Annotated in this window: 17 protein-coding genes; 10 read left to right on the forward strand and 7 right to left on the reverse strand. The window is 59.1% G+C overall.

Annotated elements, in window-relative coordinates:
* Nucleotides 1–7: 7 nt before the first annotated feature.
* From ACLH1I_RS08995 to ACLH1I_RS09005, 3 genes are all read left to right on the forward strand, one after another.
* Entirely contained in the window at nucleotides 8–1,369 is a 1,362-nt protein-coding gene (locus ACLH1I_RS08995) for an MFS transporter (protein ID WP_017898923.1), read from the forward strand.
* A 331-nt stretch (nucleotides 1,370–1,700) separates the two neighbouring features.
* On the forward strand, nucleotides 1,701–2,879 hold the full coding sequence (locus ACLH1I_RS09000) for a Gfo/Idh/MocA family protein (protein ID WP_004204816.1): 1,179 nt from the start codon (nucleotides 1,701–1,703) through the stop codon (nucleotides 2,877–2,879).
* Between the two features lie 159 nt (nucleotides 2,880–3,038).
* A complete protein-coding gene (locus ACLH1I_RS09005; RefSeq protein WP_004204817.1) occupies nucleotides 3,039–4,403 on the forward strand; it encodes an MFS transporter in 1,365 nt (454 codons plus the stop codon).
* 42 nt (nucleotides 4,404–4,445) lie between these two features.
* Here ACLH1I_RS09005 and ACLH1I_RS09010 read toward each other — a convergent pair whose 3' ends face one another.
* The gene (locus tag ACLH1I_RS09010; RefSeq protein WP_002891465.1) at nucleotides 4,446–4,937 is read right to left on the reverse strand and encodes a YajQ family cyclic di-GMP-binding protein; all 492 of its coding nucleotides are present in this window, start codon (nucleotides 4,935–4,937) and stop codon (nucleotides 4,446–4,448) included.
* A 218-nt stretch (nucleotides 4,938–5,155) separates the two neighbouring features.
* Between ACLH1I_RS09010 and panE the strand changes: the two genes are divergently transcribed.
* Genes panE through ACLH1I_RS09025 form a run of 3 tightly spaced genes read left to right on the forward strand, consistent with a single transcriptional unit; the run spans nucleotide 5,156 to nucleotide 7,151 of the window.
* On the forward strand, nucleotides 5,156–6,067 hold the full coding sequence (gene panE, locus ACLH1I_RS09015) for a 2-dehydropantoate 2-reductase (RefSeq protein ID WP_065803018.1): 912 nt from the start codon (nucleotides 5,156–5,158) through the stop codon (nucleotides 6,065–6,067).
* Nucleotides 6,030–6,623: a protein deglycase YajL gene (gene yajL, locus ACLH1I_RS09020; protein WP_004204820.1), complete on the forward strand. Its 594-nt coding sequence runs from the start codon at nucleotides 6,030–6,032 to the stop codon at nucleotides 6,621–6,623. The genes panE and yajL overlap by 38 nt, the downstream gene beginning before the upstream one ends.
* 51 nt (nucleotides 6,624–6,674) lie before the next feature.
* The gene (locus ACLH1I_RS09025) at nucleotides 6,675–7,151 is read left to right on the forward strand and encodes an SRPBCC family protein (protein WP_048323159.1); all 477 of its coding nucleotides are present in this window, start codon (nucleotides 6,675–6,677) and stop codon (nucleotides 7,149–7,151) included.
* A 66-nt stretch (nucleotides 7,152–7,217) separates the two neighbouring features.
* Here ACLH1I_RS09025 and thiI read toward each other — a convergent pair whose 3' ends face one another.
* Nucleotides 7,218–8,666: a tRNA uracil 4-sulfurtransferase ThiI gene (gene thiI, locus ACLH1I_RS09030; protein WP_004204823.1), complete on the reverse strand. Its 1,449-nt coding sequence runs from the start codon at nucleotides 8,664–8,666 to the stop codon at nucleotides 7,218–7,220.
* 181 nt (nucleotides 8,667–8,847) lie between these two features.
* On the opposite strand from thiI, the gene xseB reads away from it, so the two are divergent.
* The 4 genes from xseB to ACLH1I_RS09050 are packed head-to-tail and all read left to right on the forward strand — an operon-like array spanning nucleotide 8,848 to nucleotide 12,906.
* A complete protein-coding gene (gene xseB, locus ACLH1I_RS09035; RefSeq protein WP_004204824.1) occupies nucleotides 8,848–9,090 on the forward strand; it encodes an exodeoxyribonuclease VII small subunit in 243 nt (80 codons plus the stop codon).
* The gene (gene ispA / locus ACLH1I_RS09040) at nucleotides 9,091–9,990 is read left to right on the forward strand and encodes a (2E,6E)-farnesyl diphosphate synthase (protein WP_048323157.1); all 900 of its coding nucleotides are present in this window, start codon (nucleotides 9,091–9,093) and stop codon (nucleotides 9,988–9,990) included.
* 18 nt (nucleotides 9,991–10,008) lie between these two features.
* Nucleotides 10,009–11,871, forward strand: coding sequence for a 1-deoxy-D-xylulose-5-phosphate synthase (gene dxs, locus ACLH1I_RS09045; RefSeq protein WP_151628468.1), 1,863 nt, complete (start codon nucleotides 10,009–10,011; stop codon nucleotides 11,869–11,871).
* A gap of 60 nt (nucleotides 11,872–11,931) precedes the next feature.
* Entirely contained in the window at nucleotides 11,932–12,906 is a 975-nt protein-coding gene (locus tag ACLH1I_RS09050) for an aldo/keto reductase (RefSeq protein WP_017898927.1), read from the forward strand.
* A 45-nt stretch (nucleotides 12,907–12,951) separates the two neighbouring features.
* On the opposite strand, the gene pgpA is transcribed toward ACLH1I_RS09050, so the two are convergent.
* From pgpA to ribD, 5 genes are all read right to left on the reverse strand, one after another.
* Nucleotides 12,952–13,455, reverse strand: a complete 504-nt coding sequence (pgpA, locus tag ACLH1I_RS09055) for a phosphatidylglycerophosphatase A (protein ID WP_004177266.1) — start codon at nucleotides 13,453–13,455, stop codon at nucleotides 12,952–12,954.
* Complete coding sequence (thiL, locus tag ACLH1I_RS09060) at nucleotides 13,448–14,419, reverse strand: thiamine-phosphate kinase (protein WP_004204831.1); 972 nt, start codon at nucleotides 14,417–14,419, stop codon at nucleotides 13,448–13,450. Before thiL ends, pgpA begins: the two co-directional genes overlap by 8 nt.
* Nucleotides 14,420–14,490: 71 nt before the next feature.
* Nucleotides 14,491–14,910 carry a transcription antitermination factor NusB gene (gene nusB / locus ACLH1I_RS09065; RefSeq protein ID WP_004204833.1) on the reverse strand — a complete coding sequence of 140 codons (420 nt, stop codon included), beginning with the start codon at nucleotides 14,908–14,910 and terminating at the stop codon, nucleotides 14,491–14,493.
* A gap of 19 nt (nucleotides 14,911–14,929) precedes the next feature.
* A complete protein-coding gene (ribE, locus tag ACLH1I_RS09070; protein WP_001021161.1) occupies nucleotides 14,930–15,400 on the reverse strand; it encodes a 6,7-dimethyl-8-ribityllumazine synthase in 471 nt (156 codons plus the stop codon).
* Between the two features lie 87 nt (nucleotides 15,401–15,487).
* Nucleotides 15,488–16,591: a bifunctional diaminohydroxyphosphoribosylaminopyrimidine deaminase/5-amino-6-(5-phosphoribosylamino)uracil reductase RibD gene (gene ribD / locus ACLH1I_RS09075; RefSeq protein ID WP_004204834.1), complete on the reverse strand. Its 1,104-nt coding sequence runs from the start codon at nucleotides 16,589–16,591 to the stop codon at nucleotides 15,488–15,490.
* Nucleotides 16,592–16,593 lie beyond the last annotated feature (2 nt).

Here is a 16,593-nt window from a genome sequence, read left to right on the forward strand (position 1 = left end):
ATACGCTATGACACAGACTCAACGCCTGGATGTCAGAGAGTTAATTAACCGTAATCCTCTGAGCCGCTTTCAAAAGCAGATTATTTTTCTCGGCTTTTGCGTTATCGCTCTTGATGGGTTTGATATCGCGATCATGGGCTTTATCGCCCCGACGCTGAAGCTGGAGTGGGGGGTAAGCAACCACCAGTTGGGCCTGGTGATTAGCGCCGCGCTGATCGGCCTCGCGCTGGGCGCTATTTTCTCTGGCCCGCTCGCCGACTGGCTGGGACGCAAGAAGATCATCATCAACAGCGTCTTCTTCTTCGGCTTCTGGACCATCGCCACCGCCTTCTCGCACAACATTGAGCAGATGATGTTCTTCCGCTTTATGACCGGCCTCGGACTGGGCGCCGCGATGCCGAACATCGGGACGCTGGTGTCGGAATACGCTCCGGAACGCCAGCGCTCATTTATTATTACCGTCATCTTCTGCGGCTTCACCTTCGGCGCGGCGGCCGGAGGATTTACCGCGTCATGGCTGATCCCGCAGTTTGGCTGGCACTCGCTGATGGCGCTCGGCGGCATTCTGCCGCTGCTGTTTGCCCCCCTGCTTATCTGGCGGCTGCCGGAATCGGTTCGTTTTCTGGTGATAAAACAAGCGCCTGCGGCGCGCATTCGCGCCATCCTCAATCGTCTTTATCCCGGACAAATCAGCGACAACGTGACGTTTATCCTGCCGGCGCAGCCGGCGGCCGGGAATGCGATGCGCATTGTGCTCTCCCGCCAGTATGGCTTTGGCTCGCTGATGCTATGGCTGGTCTACTTTATGGGGCTGTTCCTCGTCTATATTCTCGGCAGCTGGCTGCCAACGCTGGTTAAGGAGGTCGGGCTTACCGTCAGCCAGGCGGCCGTCATGACGGCCATCTACCAGGCGGGAGGTACCCTCGGCTCGCTGTTTGCCGGCTGGCTGATGGACCGCATCAATCCCCATCGCGCGCTGGGGATGATCTACGCCGTCGGCGGCCTGTTTACCATGGCGATGGGCTACGCGGCGGGCAGCTTTGCCCTGCTCTGTATGCTGGCGTTTATCAGCGGCGCCTGCCTGAACGGCGCCAATACCGGCATGAACGCCCTCTCCGCCCGTTACTACCCCACGCAGGCGCGAGCGACGGGATCCAGCTGGATGCACGGCGTCGGGCGGATCGGCGCGATCCTCAGCGCCTTTGCTGGCGCTGAGATGATGGCGCTCAACCTGCCCTTCGAAAGCGTCTTTTTGATCCTCGGCATCCCGGCAGCCCTCACCGTCGCAGGCCTGGCGGCGAAGGGTATCTTTGCGGCCGGTAATCCTCCCGCCGCTTCGCCAGCCCCCGCATCTGTGCGCGGAGCGTAATGTCGTCGTCTTCCTCCGGTGCAATCTGCGGATTGCACCGCACGTTGAGGTTAAAAAGAAAATTTATTTCATCTTGCTCTGTAACGAAAAGCATTCCGCCACATTCCGGCCTGTACCCGTCGCCGTTGATTCCCCTCTCCTTTTCAACCCAGCGGAAAATAAACTTCTGCTTATTCGATCCCCTTCGCATATATGAAAAATAAATTCCACAATACAATTGAAACAGAACAAACATTTCCTTAAGTTTAGGTCAGTCTATCCGGATGCGCGTTGCCGCAGGCGTCGGCATTGAGCGCCTCAGAGTGCGAATGATTTCAAAAAGGAGAGCACCATGTTAAACGGTCTGAAACCCTTATCCCGTTCCCTGCGTTGGGGCATGGTCGGCGGCGGGGGAACCAGCCAGATCGGCTACAGCCACCGCTGTGCGGCGCTGCGTGACAATGTTTACACCCTACTGGCCGGCGCGCTTGACGTCGATGCCGAGCGCGGGCGCGCGTTCGGTGAGCAACTGGGCATCGCGCCGGAGCGCTGCTACGCCGACTACCAGACCCTGTTTCGTGAAGAGGCGCAGCGCCCTGACGGGATCGAGGTCGTCTCGGTCACCACCCCGAATAATACCCATTTCGCCATCACCAAAGCGGCGCTGGAAGCGGGCCTCCACGTCATCTGTGAAAAGCCCCTCTGTTTTACCGCCGAAGAGGCGCGCGAACTGGTGGACCTGAGTAAAAAACAGAACAAAATCGTCGGCGTCACCTACGGCTATGCCGGCTATCAGATGATCCAGCAGGCGCGGCAGATGATTGCCGATGGACTGCTCGGCGAGATCCGCATCGTCAATATGCAGTTCGCCCACGGCTTTCATAACCAGGCCGTCGAGCTGCAGGCAGAATCCACCCGCTGGCGCGTGACGCCGAAGTTCGCCGGGCCCAGCTATGTGCTGGGAGATTTGGCCACCCATCCGCTGTTTGTCGCCGAAACCATGGCGCCACAGCTCAATATCAAACGGCTGATGTGCTCCCGCCAGAGCTTTGTTCCCTCTCGCGCGCCGCTGGAAGATAACGCCTTTGTCCTGATGGAATATGACAACGGCGCGGTTGGCTCGATGTGGACCAGCGCGGTGAACAGCGGCGCCATGCACTCGCAAAAAGTACGCATCGTCGGCGAAAAAGCGAGTATCGAATGGTGGGATGAGCATCCTAACCAGCTCAGCTATGAGGTGCAGGGCGAGCCGGCGCGCATTCTGGAACGCGGGATGCCCTACCTGAGCGCAAACGCGCTGGCGGACGATCGCATCGGCGGCGGTCATCCGGAAGGGCTGTTTGAAGCCTGGGCCAACCTCTATCGCCGCTATGCGCAGGCGATTGACGCCACGGATCGTGACGATCGCGCCTTCCTGCAAGACTTCTGGTATCCGGACGTCGAAGCCGGTCTGCACGGTGTCTATTGGGTCGAGCAATGCGTCAAATCGGCTGATGCCGGCAGCCAGTGGGTTGACTTTACTTTACCTTAATTTTCCCCCTCGCCAGTGGAGTCCTCCTCCACTGGTTTATTGATTTTTACCAACTTGCCGCATCGCGCAACAGCCCCGTAATATCTGTTAAACAAACATTTATTTACGCTTCTTACCCCCCGCCGCTACACTAGGCGCAGTTTTTATATTGAGGTGGTAATGAACGATAACAAAATGACGCCAGGGGAACTGCGCGCGACCTGGGGTTTGGGGACGGTATTCTCCCTGCGCATGCTTGGCATGTTTATGGTCCTGCCGGTTCTGACCACGTATGGCATGGCATTGCAGGGCGCCAGTGAAGCGCTGATTGGCCTGGCGATCGGCATCTACGGTCTGGCGCAGGCGGTGTTCCAGATCCCCTTCGGACTGTTATCTGACCGTATTGGCCGTAAGCCGTTGATCGTCGGCGGCCTGCTTATTTTCGTGCTCGGCAGCGTCATCGCCGCGCTCACCGACTCCATCTGGGGCATCATTCTTGGCCGTGCCCTTCAGGGCTCCGGCGCCATCGCCGCCGCGGTCATGGCCCTGCTCTCCGATCTCACCCGCGAACAGAACCGCACTAAAGCGATGGCGTTTATTGGCGTCAGCTTCGGCGTCACTTTCGCTATCGCCATGGTGCTGGGGCCGATTATTACCCATCAGCTGGGTCTGCACGCCCTGTTCTGGATGATCGCCATCCTGGCGACCGTCGGCATTCTGCTCACCCTGTGGGTGGTTCCCAACAGCCAGAACCACGTGCTTAACCGCGAATCCGGGATGGTGAAGGGCTGCTTTAGCAAGGTGCTGGCGGAGCCGCGCCTGTTGAAGCTCAACTTTGGCATCATGTGCCTGCACATCATGCTGATGTCCACTTTTGTCGCGCTGCCCGGACAGCTGGAGGCCGCCGGCTTCCCGGCCGCCGAGCACTGGAAGATTTACCTGGTCACCATGGTTATCTCCTTCATCTCGGTGGTGCCGTTTATCATCTACGCCGAAGTGAAGCGTAAGATGAAGCGCGTCTTTTTGCTCTGCGTCGCCATCCTGCTGATTGCGGAGATTGTCCTCTGGGGCGCAGGAGGCTACTTCTGGGAACTGGTGGCGGGCGTTCAGCTCTTCTTCCTGGCGTTTAACCTGCTGGAAGCGCTGCTGCCGTCGTTGATTAGCAAAGAGTCGCCGGCGGGCTACAAAGGCACCGCGATGGGCGTCTACTCCACCAGCCAGTTCCTCGGGGTGGCGATTGGCGGCGCCCTTGGCGGTTGGGTCGATGGTTTCTTTGATTCGCAGACCGTGTTTCTGCTGGGCGCCCTGCTGGCGATGCTGTGGCTGCTGGTGGCCAGCACCATGAGCGAGCCGCCCTACGTCAGCAGCCTGCGGGTAGAGGTACCGGACGGCGTGGTGGTCGACAGCGCGCTGCAGGCGCGTCTGCTGAATGCCAGCGGGGTTCATCAGGCGCTGGTGGTGCCCGAGGAGCGTTCGGTGTATATCAAAATCGACAGCAAAGTCACCAACCGCTTCGAGATAGAGCAGCTCATCAAAGGGGTATAAAAAAGCGGGGAATTCCCCGCTTTTTGCTGTCTGTCGGCCGCCTTAGTCGCGGAAGTTTTTGAACTGGAACGGTTGTCCCAGATCGCCACCGCGCACCAGCGCCATCACCGACTGCAGATCGTCGCGGGACTTACCGGTCACGCGGATCTCTTCGCCCTGAATCTGGGCCTGCACTTTCAGCTTGCTGTCTTTGATCAGTTTAACGATCTTCTTCTGCACCGCGCTTTCAATGCCCTGCTTCAGCTTCGCTTCAACAAACCAGGTTTTACCGCTGTGTACGATATCTTCCGGCACGTCGAGGGAGGTGCCTTCAATGCCGCGCTTGAGCAGCTTGGCGCGCAGGATATCCAGCAGCTGGTTCACCTGGAAGTCAGACTCGCTCAGCACTTTAATGGTCTTGTTGGCGTCGTTTAATTCAAACGTGGCTTCAACGCCACGAAAATCAAAACGCGACTCGACTTCGCGGCTCGCGTTGTCTACCGCGTTACGGGCTTCCTGAAGATCAACTTCAGAGACAATATCGAAAGATGGCATCTTTTCCTCTCCTTCCGTTTCTTTTGCGTTGCATAATACCTGCAACGCGGCATAACTCAACTTGTTATCCCGGAAGCTTAGCTGATTACGCAACGCTCGCGCTATTTTCCCCATGCTGCCCGACGACGCCGAAACCCCCTTTCCGTGCGACGATGCGAAAAGCGACGAGATAGACTTTAGTCATCAGCGCCTGGGGTAGCGGCAGATGAGGAGGAACAATGAAAGTAACCGTACTGGGATGCGGTGCACTGGGACAACTATGGCTGACCGCGTTGTGCAAACAGGGACATGAAGTCCAGGGCTGGCTGCGCGTGCCGCAGCCATTCTGTAGCGTCAACGTCATTGAAACCGACGGCTCGGTGTTCAACGAGTCGCTGACGGCCAACGATCCCGATTTTCTTGCCAGCAGCGAGCTGCTGATTGTCACTTTAAAAGCCTGGCAGGTTTCAAACGCGGTGAAGCACCTGGCCGCGATCCTGCCGGACACCACGCCGATTGTGCTGGTGCATAACGGCATGGGAACCGTCGAGGAGCTGCGCAGCGTGAAACAGCCGTTGCTGCTGGCCTCCACCACCCAGGCGGCTCGCCGGGACGGGAATGTCATCATCCACGTCGCCCAGGGCACCACGCATATCGGGCCGGCGAAAAACTACGAACAGGACTACAGCTACCTCGCTGAAGTGCTGCAGAACGTGCTGCCGGATGTCGCCTGGCACAACAATATTTTCTCGGCCACCTGGCGCAAACTCGCGGTTAACTGCGTGATTAACCCCCTGACCGCGATAAAAGGGTGTAAAAATGGCGATCTGCGCGACTATCCGCAGGAAGTTGCGACCATTTGTCGCGAGGTGGCGGCAGTGATGGAGCGCGAAGGTATTCATACCTCGGCGGAAAACCTGCTATTTTATGTCGAACAGGTGATTGAAAGTACGGCAGAAAATATCTCATCCATGCTGCAGGACGTTCGCGCCCAGCGGCACACGGAGATCGACTATATCACCGGTTTTCTGCTCAACCGCGCCCGCGCCCACGGCGTTGCCGTACCGGAAAACGCCCGCTTATTTGAACTGGTCAAGCGTAAGGAGAATGAATATGAGCGCGTCGGCACTGATTTGCCTCGCCCCTGGTAGCGAAGAGACCGAAGCGGTCACCACTATCGACCTGCTGGTCCGCGGCGGGGTGAAGGTGACCACCGCCAGCGTCGCCAGCGACGGCGGCCTGACCATCGTCTGCTCGCGCGGCGTCAAGCTGCTGGCGGATGCTCCTCTGGTCGAGGTGGCCGATGGCGATTTCGATATTATCGTCCTCCCGGGCGGCCTCAAGGGAGCGGAGTGCTTTCGCGACAGCCCGCTGTTGGTGGAAACCGTCCGCCAGTTTCATCTCTCTGGGCGCATTGTGGCCGCTATCTGCGCCGCTCCGGCGACCGTGCTGGTACCTCATCATCTGTTCCCGATCGGCAACATGACCGGTTTTCCAGCGCTGAAGGCGCAGATCCCCGCCGATCAGTGGCAGGATAAGCGGGTGGTCTGGGATCCGCGGGTGAATCTGTTAACCAGCCAGGGTCCAGGGACATCGATTGATTTCGCCCTGAAAATGATCGATCTGCTGGTGGGGCGCGAGAAAGCGTATGAGGTCGCCTCACAGTTGGTGATGGCCGCCGGCATCTATAATTACTACGAAGCCTGATAGCCGGTCCGCGCCGCGGACTGGCTCCCACTTTTCCTGAGGAGTCGTAGCATGTCCCGTAGCGCAACCGATTCTCGCGATCTTGTTATCAGCCGCCTGCTCAGCGCGCCCGCCGCAGCCCTGTGGCGCGCGTGGGCCGACCCGGCATTACTCCGAACCTGGTGGTGCCCGAAGCCCTGGCAAACCGAGGTTCTGACCTTTGATTTTCGCGCCGGCGGGGCCTTTCACACCGTGATGCACGGCCCTGACGGTGAACGCAGCGATAACCCCGGCTGTTTTCTTGAGGTTATCCCGCAACAAAAAATCGTCATGACCTCGATGCTGACGGCGGATTATCGCCCCGCCGTTTCCCCCTTCGCGATGACGGCCATCATCACTTTTGCCGATGAACAGGGCGGGTGTCGCTATACGGCTACGGTGCTGCATGCCGATGATGAAACCCGCGAGCAGCATGAGCAGATGGGATTTTTCGAGGGCTGGAATATTGTCATCGATCAACTCAATGACCTGGCGCTGACCCTGCGCTAATACACTCCCCAGCCAATAGTAAAAAGGCCTTCCATCAAGGAAGGCCTTTTGCATCATAACAACCTGTTACGGGCGATAAACTTTCACGTTGCTGAAGCCCTGCTCGCGCAAATAAAGCGCCTGCAGACGGCTCATCACTCCGCGTTCGCACCACAGCAGCCAGGTTTTACTCTGATCGAGATCGCCAAACTTGGTGCTCAGCTTGTAGAACGGCAGAGAAACAACTTCAACCCCCTCGACCTTAAGCGGCTTGTCTTCCTGCTCGTCGATGGAGCGAATGTCGAGGATCGCGTCGTTGGCGCCAAAGCCGTTCACGGTTTCCACTTCCACCACCGTCTCTTCCGTCTGCTGGGCGATTTCGCGGATATCGATATTGCTCGCCTCTTCCACCACTTTATCGAGGATGCTGAAATCGAAGTGTTCTTCTTCCGCTTCAATCTTCGCCTTCACCGCCTTCACGGTCGGGCTCTTGGAGATCACGCCGCAGTACTCCGGCATCGTGCGGGCGAAATCTTCCGTACCGATCTCGCGGGCCAGGTCGATGATGTGCTCTTTATCGTGCGAAATCAGCGGACGCAGGATCAGGGTATCGGAGACGTTGTCGATCAGGCGCAGGTTGGTGAGAGTCTGACTGGAGACCTGGCCCAGCGCTTCGCCGGTGACCAGCGCCTGCACGCCGTAGCGTTCCGCGACTTTTGACGCGGCGCGGACCATCATGCGCTTGAGCACCACGCCCATCTGGCCGTCATCCACTTTTTCAAGGATTTCGCCGACCACCGGCTCAAAGTTAATCGCCACAAAGCGAACGCGGTGAGAGCTGCCGAAGCGGTTCCAAAGGTAATGCGCGACCTGGCGGACGCCAATCTCATGGGCGGCGCCGCCAAGGTTAAAGAAGCAGTAGTGCACGCGGCAGCCGCGGCGCATCAGCATGTAGCTGGAGACGCCGGAGTCAAAGCCGCCGGAAATCAGCGACAGCACATCTTCCTGCGTGCCGATCGGGAAACCGCCGATACCTTCATAGCGGCCTTTCACCAGCAGCAGGCGATCGTTTTCAATCTCAAGATTGACGGTAACGTCCGGGTCGGTCAGCTTCACGCGCGCCGTTTCAATATGCTGATTCAGGCCGCCGCCGACGTAGCGCTCCACCTCAATTGAGGTGAATTCATGTTTGCCGCGACGCTTCACCCGCACGCAGAAGGTTTTGCCTTCCAGCGCCTCGCGCCACAGCGGCAGCGTCTGCTCAAAAATATCGTGCAGCGAGGTGAACGGTACGTCTTCGACTTCCAGAATATGATGGATGCCGGGAATACGGGTCAGCGCATCGCGAATAGCCGGGCGCTGATTTTCATCTTTCGCGCGAACTTCGATATGATCCCAATGGCGAACGACGGCCAGCGTCTCGTCATAGTTTTTGAGAACGTTACGAATGTTCCCGGTTAAGATTTTAATGAAGCGCAACCGCACAGATTGGCTTTTGATGGTGATTTCCGGGAACAATTTAATGATAAACTTCATGGCGACAATAGTTCGTTGGCAAGCCCGACGGGGCTTTAAGCAAAAGTTGTAAAGCAGCGCACACCGGTGCCTGCATCCTGGGCGCGGAGTATATCACCATTGCGCGTTATTTGCTTACACGCGTGACTTCGTTACCATACCCGGTATTGCCGTCGCGAAATAACAAGAGTCTATATTCACTATGCCAAAGAAAAATGAGGCCCCGGCCAGCTTTGAAACTGCACTGGGCGAACTGGAGCAGATCGTAAACCGTCTGGAAAGCGGCGATTTGCCGTTAGAAGAAGCGCTCAGCGAATTTGAGCGCGGGGTCCAGCTGGCCCGCCAGGGGCAAAGCCAGCTGCAGCAGGCCGAACAGCGCGTGCAGATCCTGCTGGCGGATAGTGAAGATTCCCCGACCACGCCTTTTACGCCGGACGCTGAATAAATGGATTTCCCGCAACAATTGCAGGCCTGTGTGGAACAGGCTAACGAGGCGCTGCGCCGTTTTATCACGCCGCAGCCCTTTCAGAACACTCCGCTGGTGGAAGCGATGCATTATGGCGCACTCTTAGGCGGTAAACGCCTGCGTCCCTTCCTTGTCTACGCTACCGGCGAGATGTTCGGCGTGAGCCGCACCACGCTGGATGCCCCTGCCGCCGCGGTCGAATGCATTCATGCTTATTCTCTGATGCATGATGATTTGCCGGCGATGGATGATGACGATCTGCGTCGCGGACTGCCGACCTGCCATATTAAATTTGGCGAAGCCAACGCAATTCTTGCGGGAGATGCCCTGCAAACGCTGGCGTTCTCTATACTCAGTGATGCGCCGATGACGGACGTCCCTGACCGGGATCGTCTGGCGATGGTTTCCGAACTGGCGCAGGCCAGCGGCGTGGCGGGCATGTGCGGCGGCCAGGCGCTGGATCTACAGGCGGAAGGACAGCAGGTGAATCTGCAGGCGCTGGAACGTATCCACCGCCACAAAACGGGCGCGCTAATCCGCGCCGCCGTCCGCATGGGGGCGCTGAGCGCCGGCGAGCGCGGGCGTGCCGCCCTGCCCGCGCTGGATCGCTATGCGGAAAATATCGGCCTGGCCTTCCAGGTCCAGGATGACATTCTCGACGTGGTAGGGGATACTGCGACCCTTGGCAAACGTCAGGGTGCCGACCAGCAATTGGGTAAAAGCACCTATCCCGCCCTCCTGGGTCTTGAGCAAGCCCGGAAGAAAGCGCACGACCTGATCGCTGATGCCCGCCGTTCGTTAGATGAACTGGCCGCACAATCTCTGGATACTTCGGCACTGGAAGCGCTCGCGAATTACATTATTCAGCGCGATAAATAAACAATAAATGAGTCTCTGATGAGTTTTGATATTGCCAAATACCCGACCCTGGCGCTGGTAGATTCCACCCAGGAGTTGCGCCTGTTGCCAAAAGAGAGCCTGCCGAAGCTGTGTGATGAGCTGCGGCGCTACCTGTTGGACAGCGTCAGCCGCTCCAGCGGTCACTTTGCCTCTGGCCTCGGCACGGTGGAACTGACCGTGGCGCTGCACTACGTCTATAACACGCCCTTCGATCGCCTGATCTGGGACGTCGGTCACCAGGCCTACCCGCATAAAATTCTGACCGGCCGCCGCGACAAAATCGGCACCATTCGCCAGAAAGGCGGCCTGCACCCCTTCCCGTGGCGCGGTGAAAGCGAGTACGACGTGCTGAGCGTCGGTCACTCCTCCACCTCCATTTCCGCTGGCATCGGGGTGGCTATCGCCGCCGCGAAAGAGGATAAACAGCGGCGCGCGGTGTGCGTGATTGGCGACGGGGCGATTACCGCCGGCATGGCGTTTGAGGCGATGAACCACGCCGGGGATATCAAACCCGACCTGCTGGTGGTGCTGAATGACAATGAAATGTCGATCTCCGAGAACGTCGGGGCGCTGAATAATCATCTGGCGCAGCTGCTCTCCGGTAAGCTCTACTCCACCCTGCGCGAAGGCGGCAAAAAGGTCTTTTCCGGCGTACCGCCGATTAAAGAGCTGCTTAAGCGGACCGAAGAGCATATCAAAGGCATGGTGGTGCCTGGGACGCTGTTTGAAGAGCTGGGCTTTAACTACATCGGCCCGGTGGATGGCCACGATGTGCTCGGTCTGGTCAGCACCCTGAAGAACATGCGCGACCTGAAGGGCCCGCAGTTCCTGCATATTATGACCAAAAAAGGCCGCGGCTATGAGCCCGCCGAGAAAGACCCGATCACTTTCCACGCGGTGCCAAAGTTCGACCATACCAGCGGCGTACTGCCCAAAAGCAGCGGCGGTCTCCCTTCCTATTCGAAAATCTTCGGCGACTGGCTTTGCGAAACGGCGGCCAAAGACAGCAAGCTGATGGCCATCACCCCGGCGATGCGCGAAGGTTCAGGGATGGTGGAATTTTCGAAGAAATTCCCCGATCAGTACTTTGATGTCGCCATCGCCGAGCAGCATGCAGTCACCTTCGCCGCCGGACTGGCGATTGGCGACTACAAACCAGTGGTGGCCATCTACTCCACCTTCCTGCAGCGAGCCTACGATCAGGTAATCCACGATGTGGCTATTCAGAAGCTGCCGGTGCTGTTTGCCATCGACCGCGCCGGGATTGTCGGCGCAGACGGCCAGACGCATCAGGGGGCGTTCGATCTCTCCTTCCTGCGCTGTATTCCGGATATGGTGGTGATGACGCCGAGCGATGAAAATGAATGCCGCCAGATGCTGTACACCGGCTACCACTACAGCGACGGCCCCTGCGCGGTGCGCTATCCGCGCGGCAGCGGCACCGGCGCGACGCTGGAGCCGCTGGCATCGCTGCCGATCGGCAAAGGGGTAGTGAAACGCCAGGGCGAGAAGGTAGCGATCCTCAACTTCGGCACCCTGCTGCCGGAGGCCGCAGCGGTGGCGGACAAACTCAACGCCACCCTGGTGGACATGCGCTTTGTGAAGCCGCTGGATACCGCGCTGATCCTGCAGCTGGCAGGCGAGCACGACGTTCTGGTGACGCTGGAAGAGAACGCCATTATGGGCGGCGCCGGCAGCGGCGTGAATGAAGTGCTGATGGCCCATCGCCGGACGGTACCGGTGCTCAATATTGGCCTGCCGGACGTCTTTATTCCGCAGGGCACTCAGGAAGAGATCCGCGCCGACGTCGGCCTCGATGCCGCCGGTATTGAAGCCAAAATCCTCGACTGGCTGGCATAATCGCCCCTCCCGCTCCTGCTATGCTTAAGGGATACCCTTGATGAATAGCAGGAGCGCACCATGCACTATATCCCCCTCGGAGATACTGCCTTACGTGTTTCCCGACTCTGCCTCGGCTGCATGACTTTCGGCGAGCCGGACCGCGGCAGACACGCCTGGACGCTTCCGGAAGAGAGCAGTCGCCCGCTCATCCAGCACGCCATTGAAGGCGGCATCAACTTCTTCGATACCGCAAACAGCTACTCCGACGGCAGTAGCGAAGAGATCGTCGGCCGCGCTCTGCGCGACTTTGCCCGCCGCGACGAGGTGGTTGTCGCCACCAAGGTCTATCACCAGGTCGGCGATCTGGCGGAAGGGCTTTCCCGGGCGCAGATCCTGCGCTCTATCGACGACAGCCTGCGCCGTCTCGGTATGGACTATGTTGACCTGTTGCAGATCCACCGCTGGGACTACAGCACCCCGATTGAAGAGACGCTCGAAGCGCTGGACGAGGTGGTGAAAGCCGGCAAAGCGCGCTATATCGGCGCCTCGTCCATGCATGCCCGGCAGTTTGCCCAGGCGCTGGCGCTTCAGCAGCAGAACGGCTGGGCGCGCTTCGTCACCATGCAGGATCACTACAACCTGATTTACCGGGAAGAAGAGAATGAGATGCTGCCCCTGTGCCAACGTAACGGCGTAGCGGTGATCCCGTGGAGCCCGCTAGCGCGCGGCAGGCTGACCCGCCCATGGGGTGAGACCACCGCCCGGCTGGTCTCGGATGAGTTCGGCAAATCGCTTTACAGCACCAGCGAAGAGAACGACGCGCAGATCGCCGGGAATCTCGCGGACGTGGCGGAAGAGCTCGACGCCAGTCGCGCGCAGGTCGCCCTCGCCTGGCTGTTAAGCAAGCCCGGCGTCGCCGCGCCAATTATCGGTCCGTCGCGTCAGGAACAGCTCGATGACCTGTTGCAGGCGGTGGATTTGACGCTATCTCCGGAACAGATCGACAAACTGGAGGCGCCCTATCAGCCGCATCCGGTGGTGGGATTTAAGTGACGGGCGTGGTTTCCCCGACAGCATGGCGCTGCCGGGGAGAAGCGGTCAAAGCAGACCGATGGGCCAGTGATGGCCAATAACATACAGCACGCCGGCGGAGATCACGCCGGCGACGATATCGTCCACCATGATCCCCATTCCGCCGTGAATATTGCGGTCAAACCATCGAATCGGCCACGGTTTCCACATATCGAAGATACGGAAAATGACGAAGCCGGCGGCCACCCACTGCCAGTCCAGGGTCGGCAGCGCCATCAGGGTGATCCACATCCCGACGAACTCGTCCCAGACGATGCTGCCGTGGTCATGGGTGCCCATATCTTTGGCCGTGCGATGGCACAGATAGACCCCGATACAGATGCTCATCATCACCACCAGCGAGTAGAGCTGCCAGGGGAGAAAAGTCATCAGATACCAGAACGGGATCGCCGCCAGCGACCCCATCGTGCCCGGCACCACCGGGCTTAAGCCGCTGCCAAAACCGGTCGCCAGCAGATGCCATGGATTACGCATACTCAGGCGGCTAAGCGCCTCGTCTCGACTACGCAAAGTGATCGTATCCCTTTAAATCAAGCGTGACCGGCTTACCGTCGCGGATAAACTGCAGACCTTCGCTCTCCGGCGCAATCTGTCCGATACAGGTAAAACGCGCGCCAAGATGGCCAAGGGCCACGTCCAGCGCCCCACGGTTCAGTTCCGGTACGGTAAAGCACAGCTCGTAGTCTTCGCCACCGGCGAGCGCCCAGCGCAGCGCCTGCTCAGAATCAACCTGGCGTAGCATCGCGTCAGAGTACGGCATGGCATCAAGCTCGATACGCGCGCCGCAGCCGCTGGCTTTGAGAATATGACCCAGATCGGAGATCAGGCCGTCGGAGAGATCGATCGCCGACGTCGCCAGGTCGCGCAGCGCCTGGCCCTGCAGCACGCGGGGCATCGGACGCAGGTGACGGGCCAGCAAATAGTCGGCGTCAGTCGGCGTATCCACCGTCAGCCGGTTCTGCAACAGCGCCAGGCCGGCGGCGCTGTCCCCCGGGGTACCGGTGACATAGATCCAGTCTCCCGGCTTCGCACCTGAACGTTTCATGGCGCGCCCAGGCGGCACAAAGCCGTGGATACCCAGGGTCATGGCGAGCGGGCCACGGGTGGTGTCGCCGCCAATCAGCTGCATATCGTAGTAGTCAAGCTGGACAAACAGGCTGTCGCTGAAGGCTTCCAGCCAGGCTTCATCCACCTCCGGCAAGGTCAGCGCCAGGGTGAGCCACGCCGGCTCCGCGCCCATCGCTGCGAGGTCGCTCAGGTTCACCGCCAGGGCTTTATAGGCGAGGTCGGCCGGGTCGATATCGGGTAAGAAGTGATTGCCCGCCACCAGAGTGTCGGTGCTGATTGCCAGCGTTTTTTTCTCGGGAATATTCAGGAGAGCGCAGTCGTCGCCGATACCGGTCTCGACATCAAGACGAGCGCTTTTAACGCGATCAAAATAACGGGCAATCAGGGAGAATTCGCCACATGCCATACGTTATGCCTCAGCAAAATAATAAATAAGGCCGGGTTGCGAGACGACCCTCGCAAAACCCGGCCTGCAGTTTACTTCTTGTGGGGACGAATTACCGGAGCCGCTTTGTCCAGCACACCGTTGACGAACTTGTGGCTATCTTCAGCGCCGAAGGTTTTCGCCAGTTCGATAGCTTCATTGATGGCCACTTTATACGGTACGTCATCGCGTTTGGACAGCTCAAACAGCGCGATACGCAGCACCGCTTTTTCCACCTGACCCAGCTCTTCCAGCTGACGGGACAGGTAGGGCTTCATCAGGCCGTCGAGGTACGCGCTGTTAGTCGCCACTCCGGACAGCAGTTCGCGGAAATACAGAACATCAACATCTTTTACGTCCTGTTCCGCCAGGAACTGGTATTCGACATCAGCGATGTCGTTCTGGGACAACTGCCAGGAGTAGAGCGCCTGAACGGCACACTCACGGGCGCGGCGACGAGCAGCAGGTTTCACGGAATTCCCCTTACAAAAATCAGGCCTTGATGGCTTTCAATACGTTAATCATTTCCAGCGCGGTCAGCGCAGCTTCTGCGCCTTTGTTACCGGCTTTGGTGCCAGCGCGCTCAATGGCTTGTTCAATACTTTCAGTGGTCAGAACACCAAAGGCTACCGGGATTTCGCTGTCCTGAGCGACGTGCGCCAGGCCATTGCTGGCACCGCCTGCCACATATTCAAAGTGGGCGGTACCGCCGCGAATCACCGTACCCAGCGCGATCACCGCGTCATATTTACCGGTTTTCGCCAGTGCGCCAGCCGCCAGCGGCAGCTCATACGCGCCTGGAACCCAAACAACGGTGATGTTTTCATCTTTTACCTGACCAATGCGTTTCAGGGCGTCAATCGCACCTTCCAGCAGGCTGTCATTGATAAAGTTGTTGAAACGCGCAATGGTGATGGCGACGCGAGCGTCCGGGGTAGCAACGTTAGCTTCAATAATGTTCATACTCTTCCTTCGGGTTCATGTGCCCCGCAAGGGGGGCGGATTTTATCATATTATTCTGAGCGCTGCTTCCTAATAATCAGGAAAGCCTCACGCAGTGGTTAAATGCAGGCAGACATCCGGGCCAACCTGACGTATCTCATTGAATTTAAAATGGGGCGCCTGGCTCAGTTCTTCAAGCCCCGGCAGCGCGCATAATCCACGCGCCGCATTGCCTAACAGTTTAGGCGCAATATAGACGATAAGCTCGTCGACCAGCCCCGCCTGCAGCAGCGCCCCGGCAAGCGTGGCCCCCGCCTCCACCCAGACGCTGTTGATCTGCTGTTTGCCAAGCAGCATCATCAGCAGCACCAGATCGAGATGGCCGTTATGTTCCGGAACCAGCAGCGTGCGCACGCTGTCCGGCCACTGGCGCTCATCGGCGCCCAGGCGGGCAAACAGCGTTTCCCCCGCCTGCTGCACAATACGATGCTCAGGCGTGACGCGGTTCTGACTGTCGATCACGACGCGCAGCGGCTGGCGCAAATTCTCTTGGGGATACAGCGCCTGGGTATCGGCGCTCAGCTCCTGCCAGCGCACGGTCAGCGCCGGATCGTCCGCCAGTACGGTGGCGCTGCTGGTCAGAATGGCATGGCTCTGTGCGCGCAGACGCTGCACGTCGCGTCGCGCCTGCGGGGAGGTGATCCACTGGCTTTCGCCGCTGGCCATCGCCGTGCGGCCGTCCAGCGAAGCACCCAGCTTGAGCTGCACCCAGGGAAAACCGGTGCGCATCCGCTTCAGGAAGCCCTTGTTCAGCGCTTCCGCCTCGTTCATCATCAGCCCGTGGCTGACTTCAATACCGGCCTGCTGCAGACGGTACAAGCCGCGCCCCGCCACCTGCGGGTTCGGATCCTGCATCGCGGCGACCACGCGGCTGATGCCGGCGGCAATCAGCGCATCGCAGCACGGCGGCGTACGGCCGTGGTGGCTGCAGGGCTCAAGGGTGACATAGGCGGTGGCGCCTCGCGCCTGTTCCCCCGCCATCCGCAGGGCGTGCACTTCGGCGTGCGGCTCGCCGGCGCGATAGTGGAACCCTTCGCCGACGATCTCGCCGTCTTTTACAATGACACAGCCAACGTTAGGGTTAGGATGGGTGGTAAAGCGACCGCGGGCGGCGAGCTTAAGCGCACGCGCCATGTACATTTCGTCCTGCATGG

The organism is Klebsiella sp. 1SOBk10mer, from assembly GCF_046602535.1.
Classification (GTDB): domain Bacteria; phylum Pseudomonadota; class Gammaproteobacteria; order Enterobacterales; family Enterobacteriaceae; genus Klebsiella; species Klebsiella quasipneumoniae.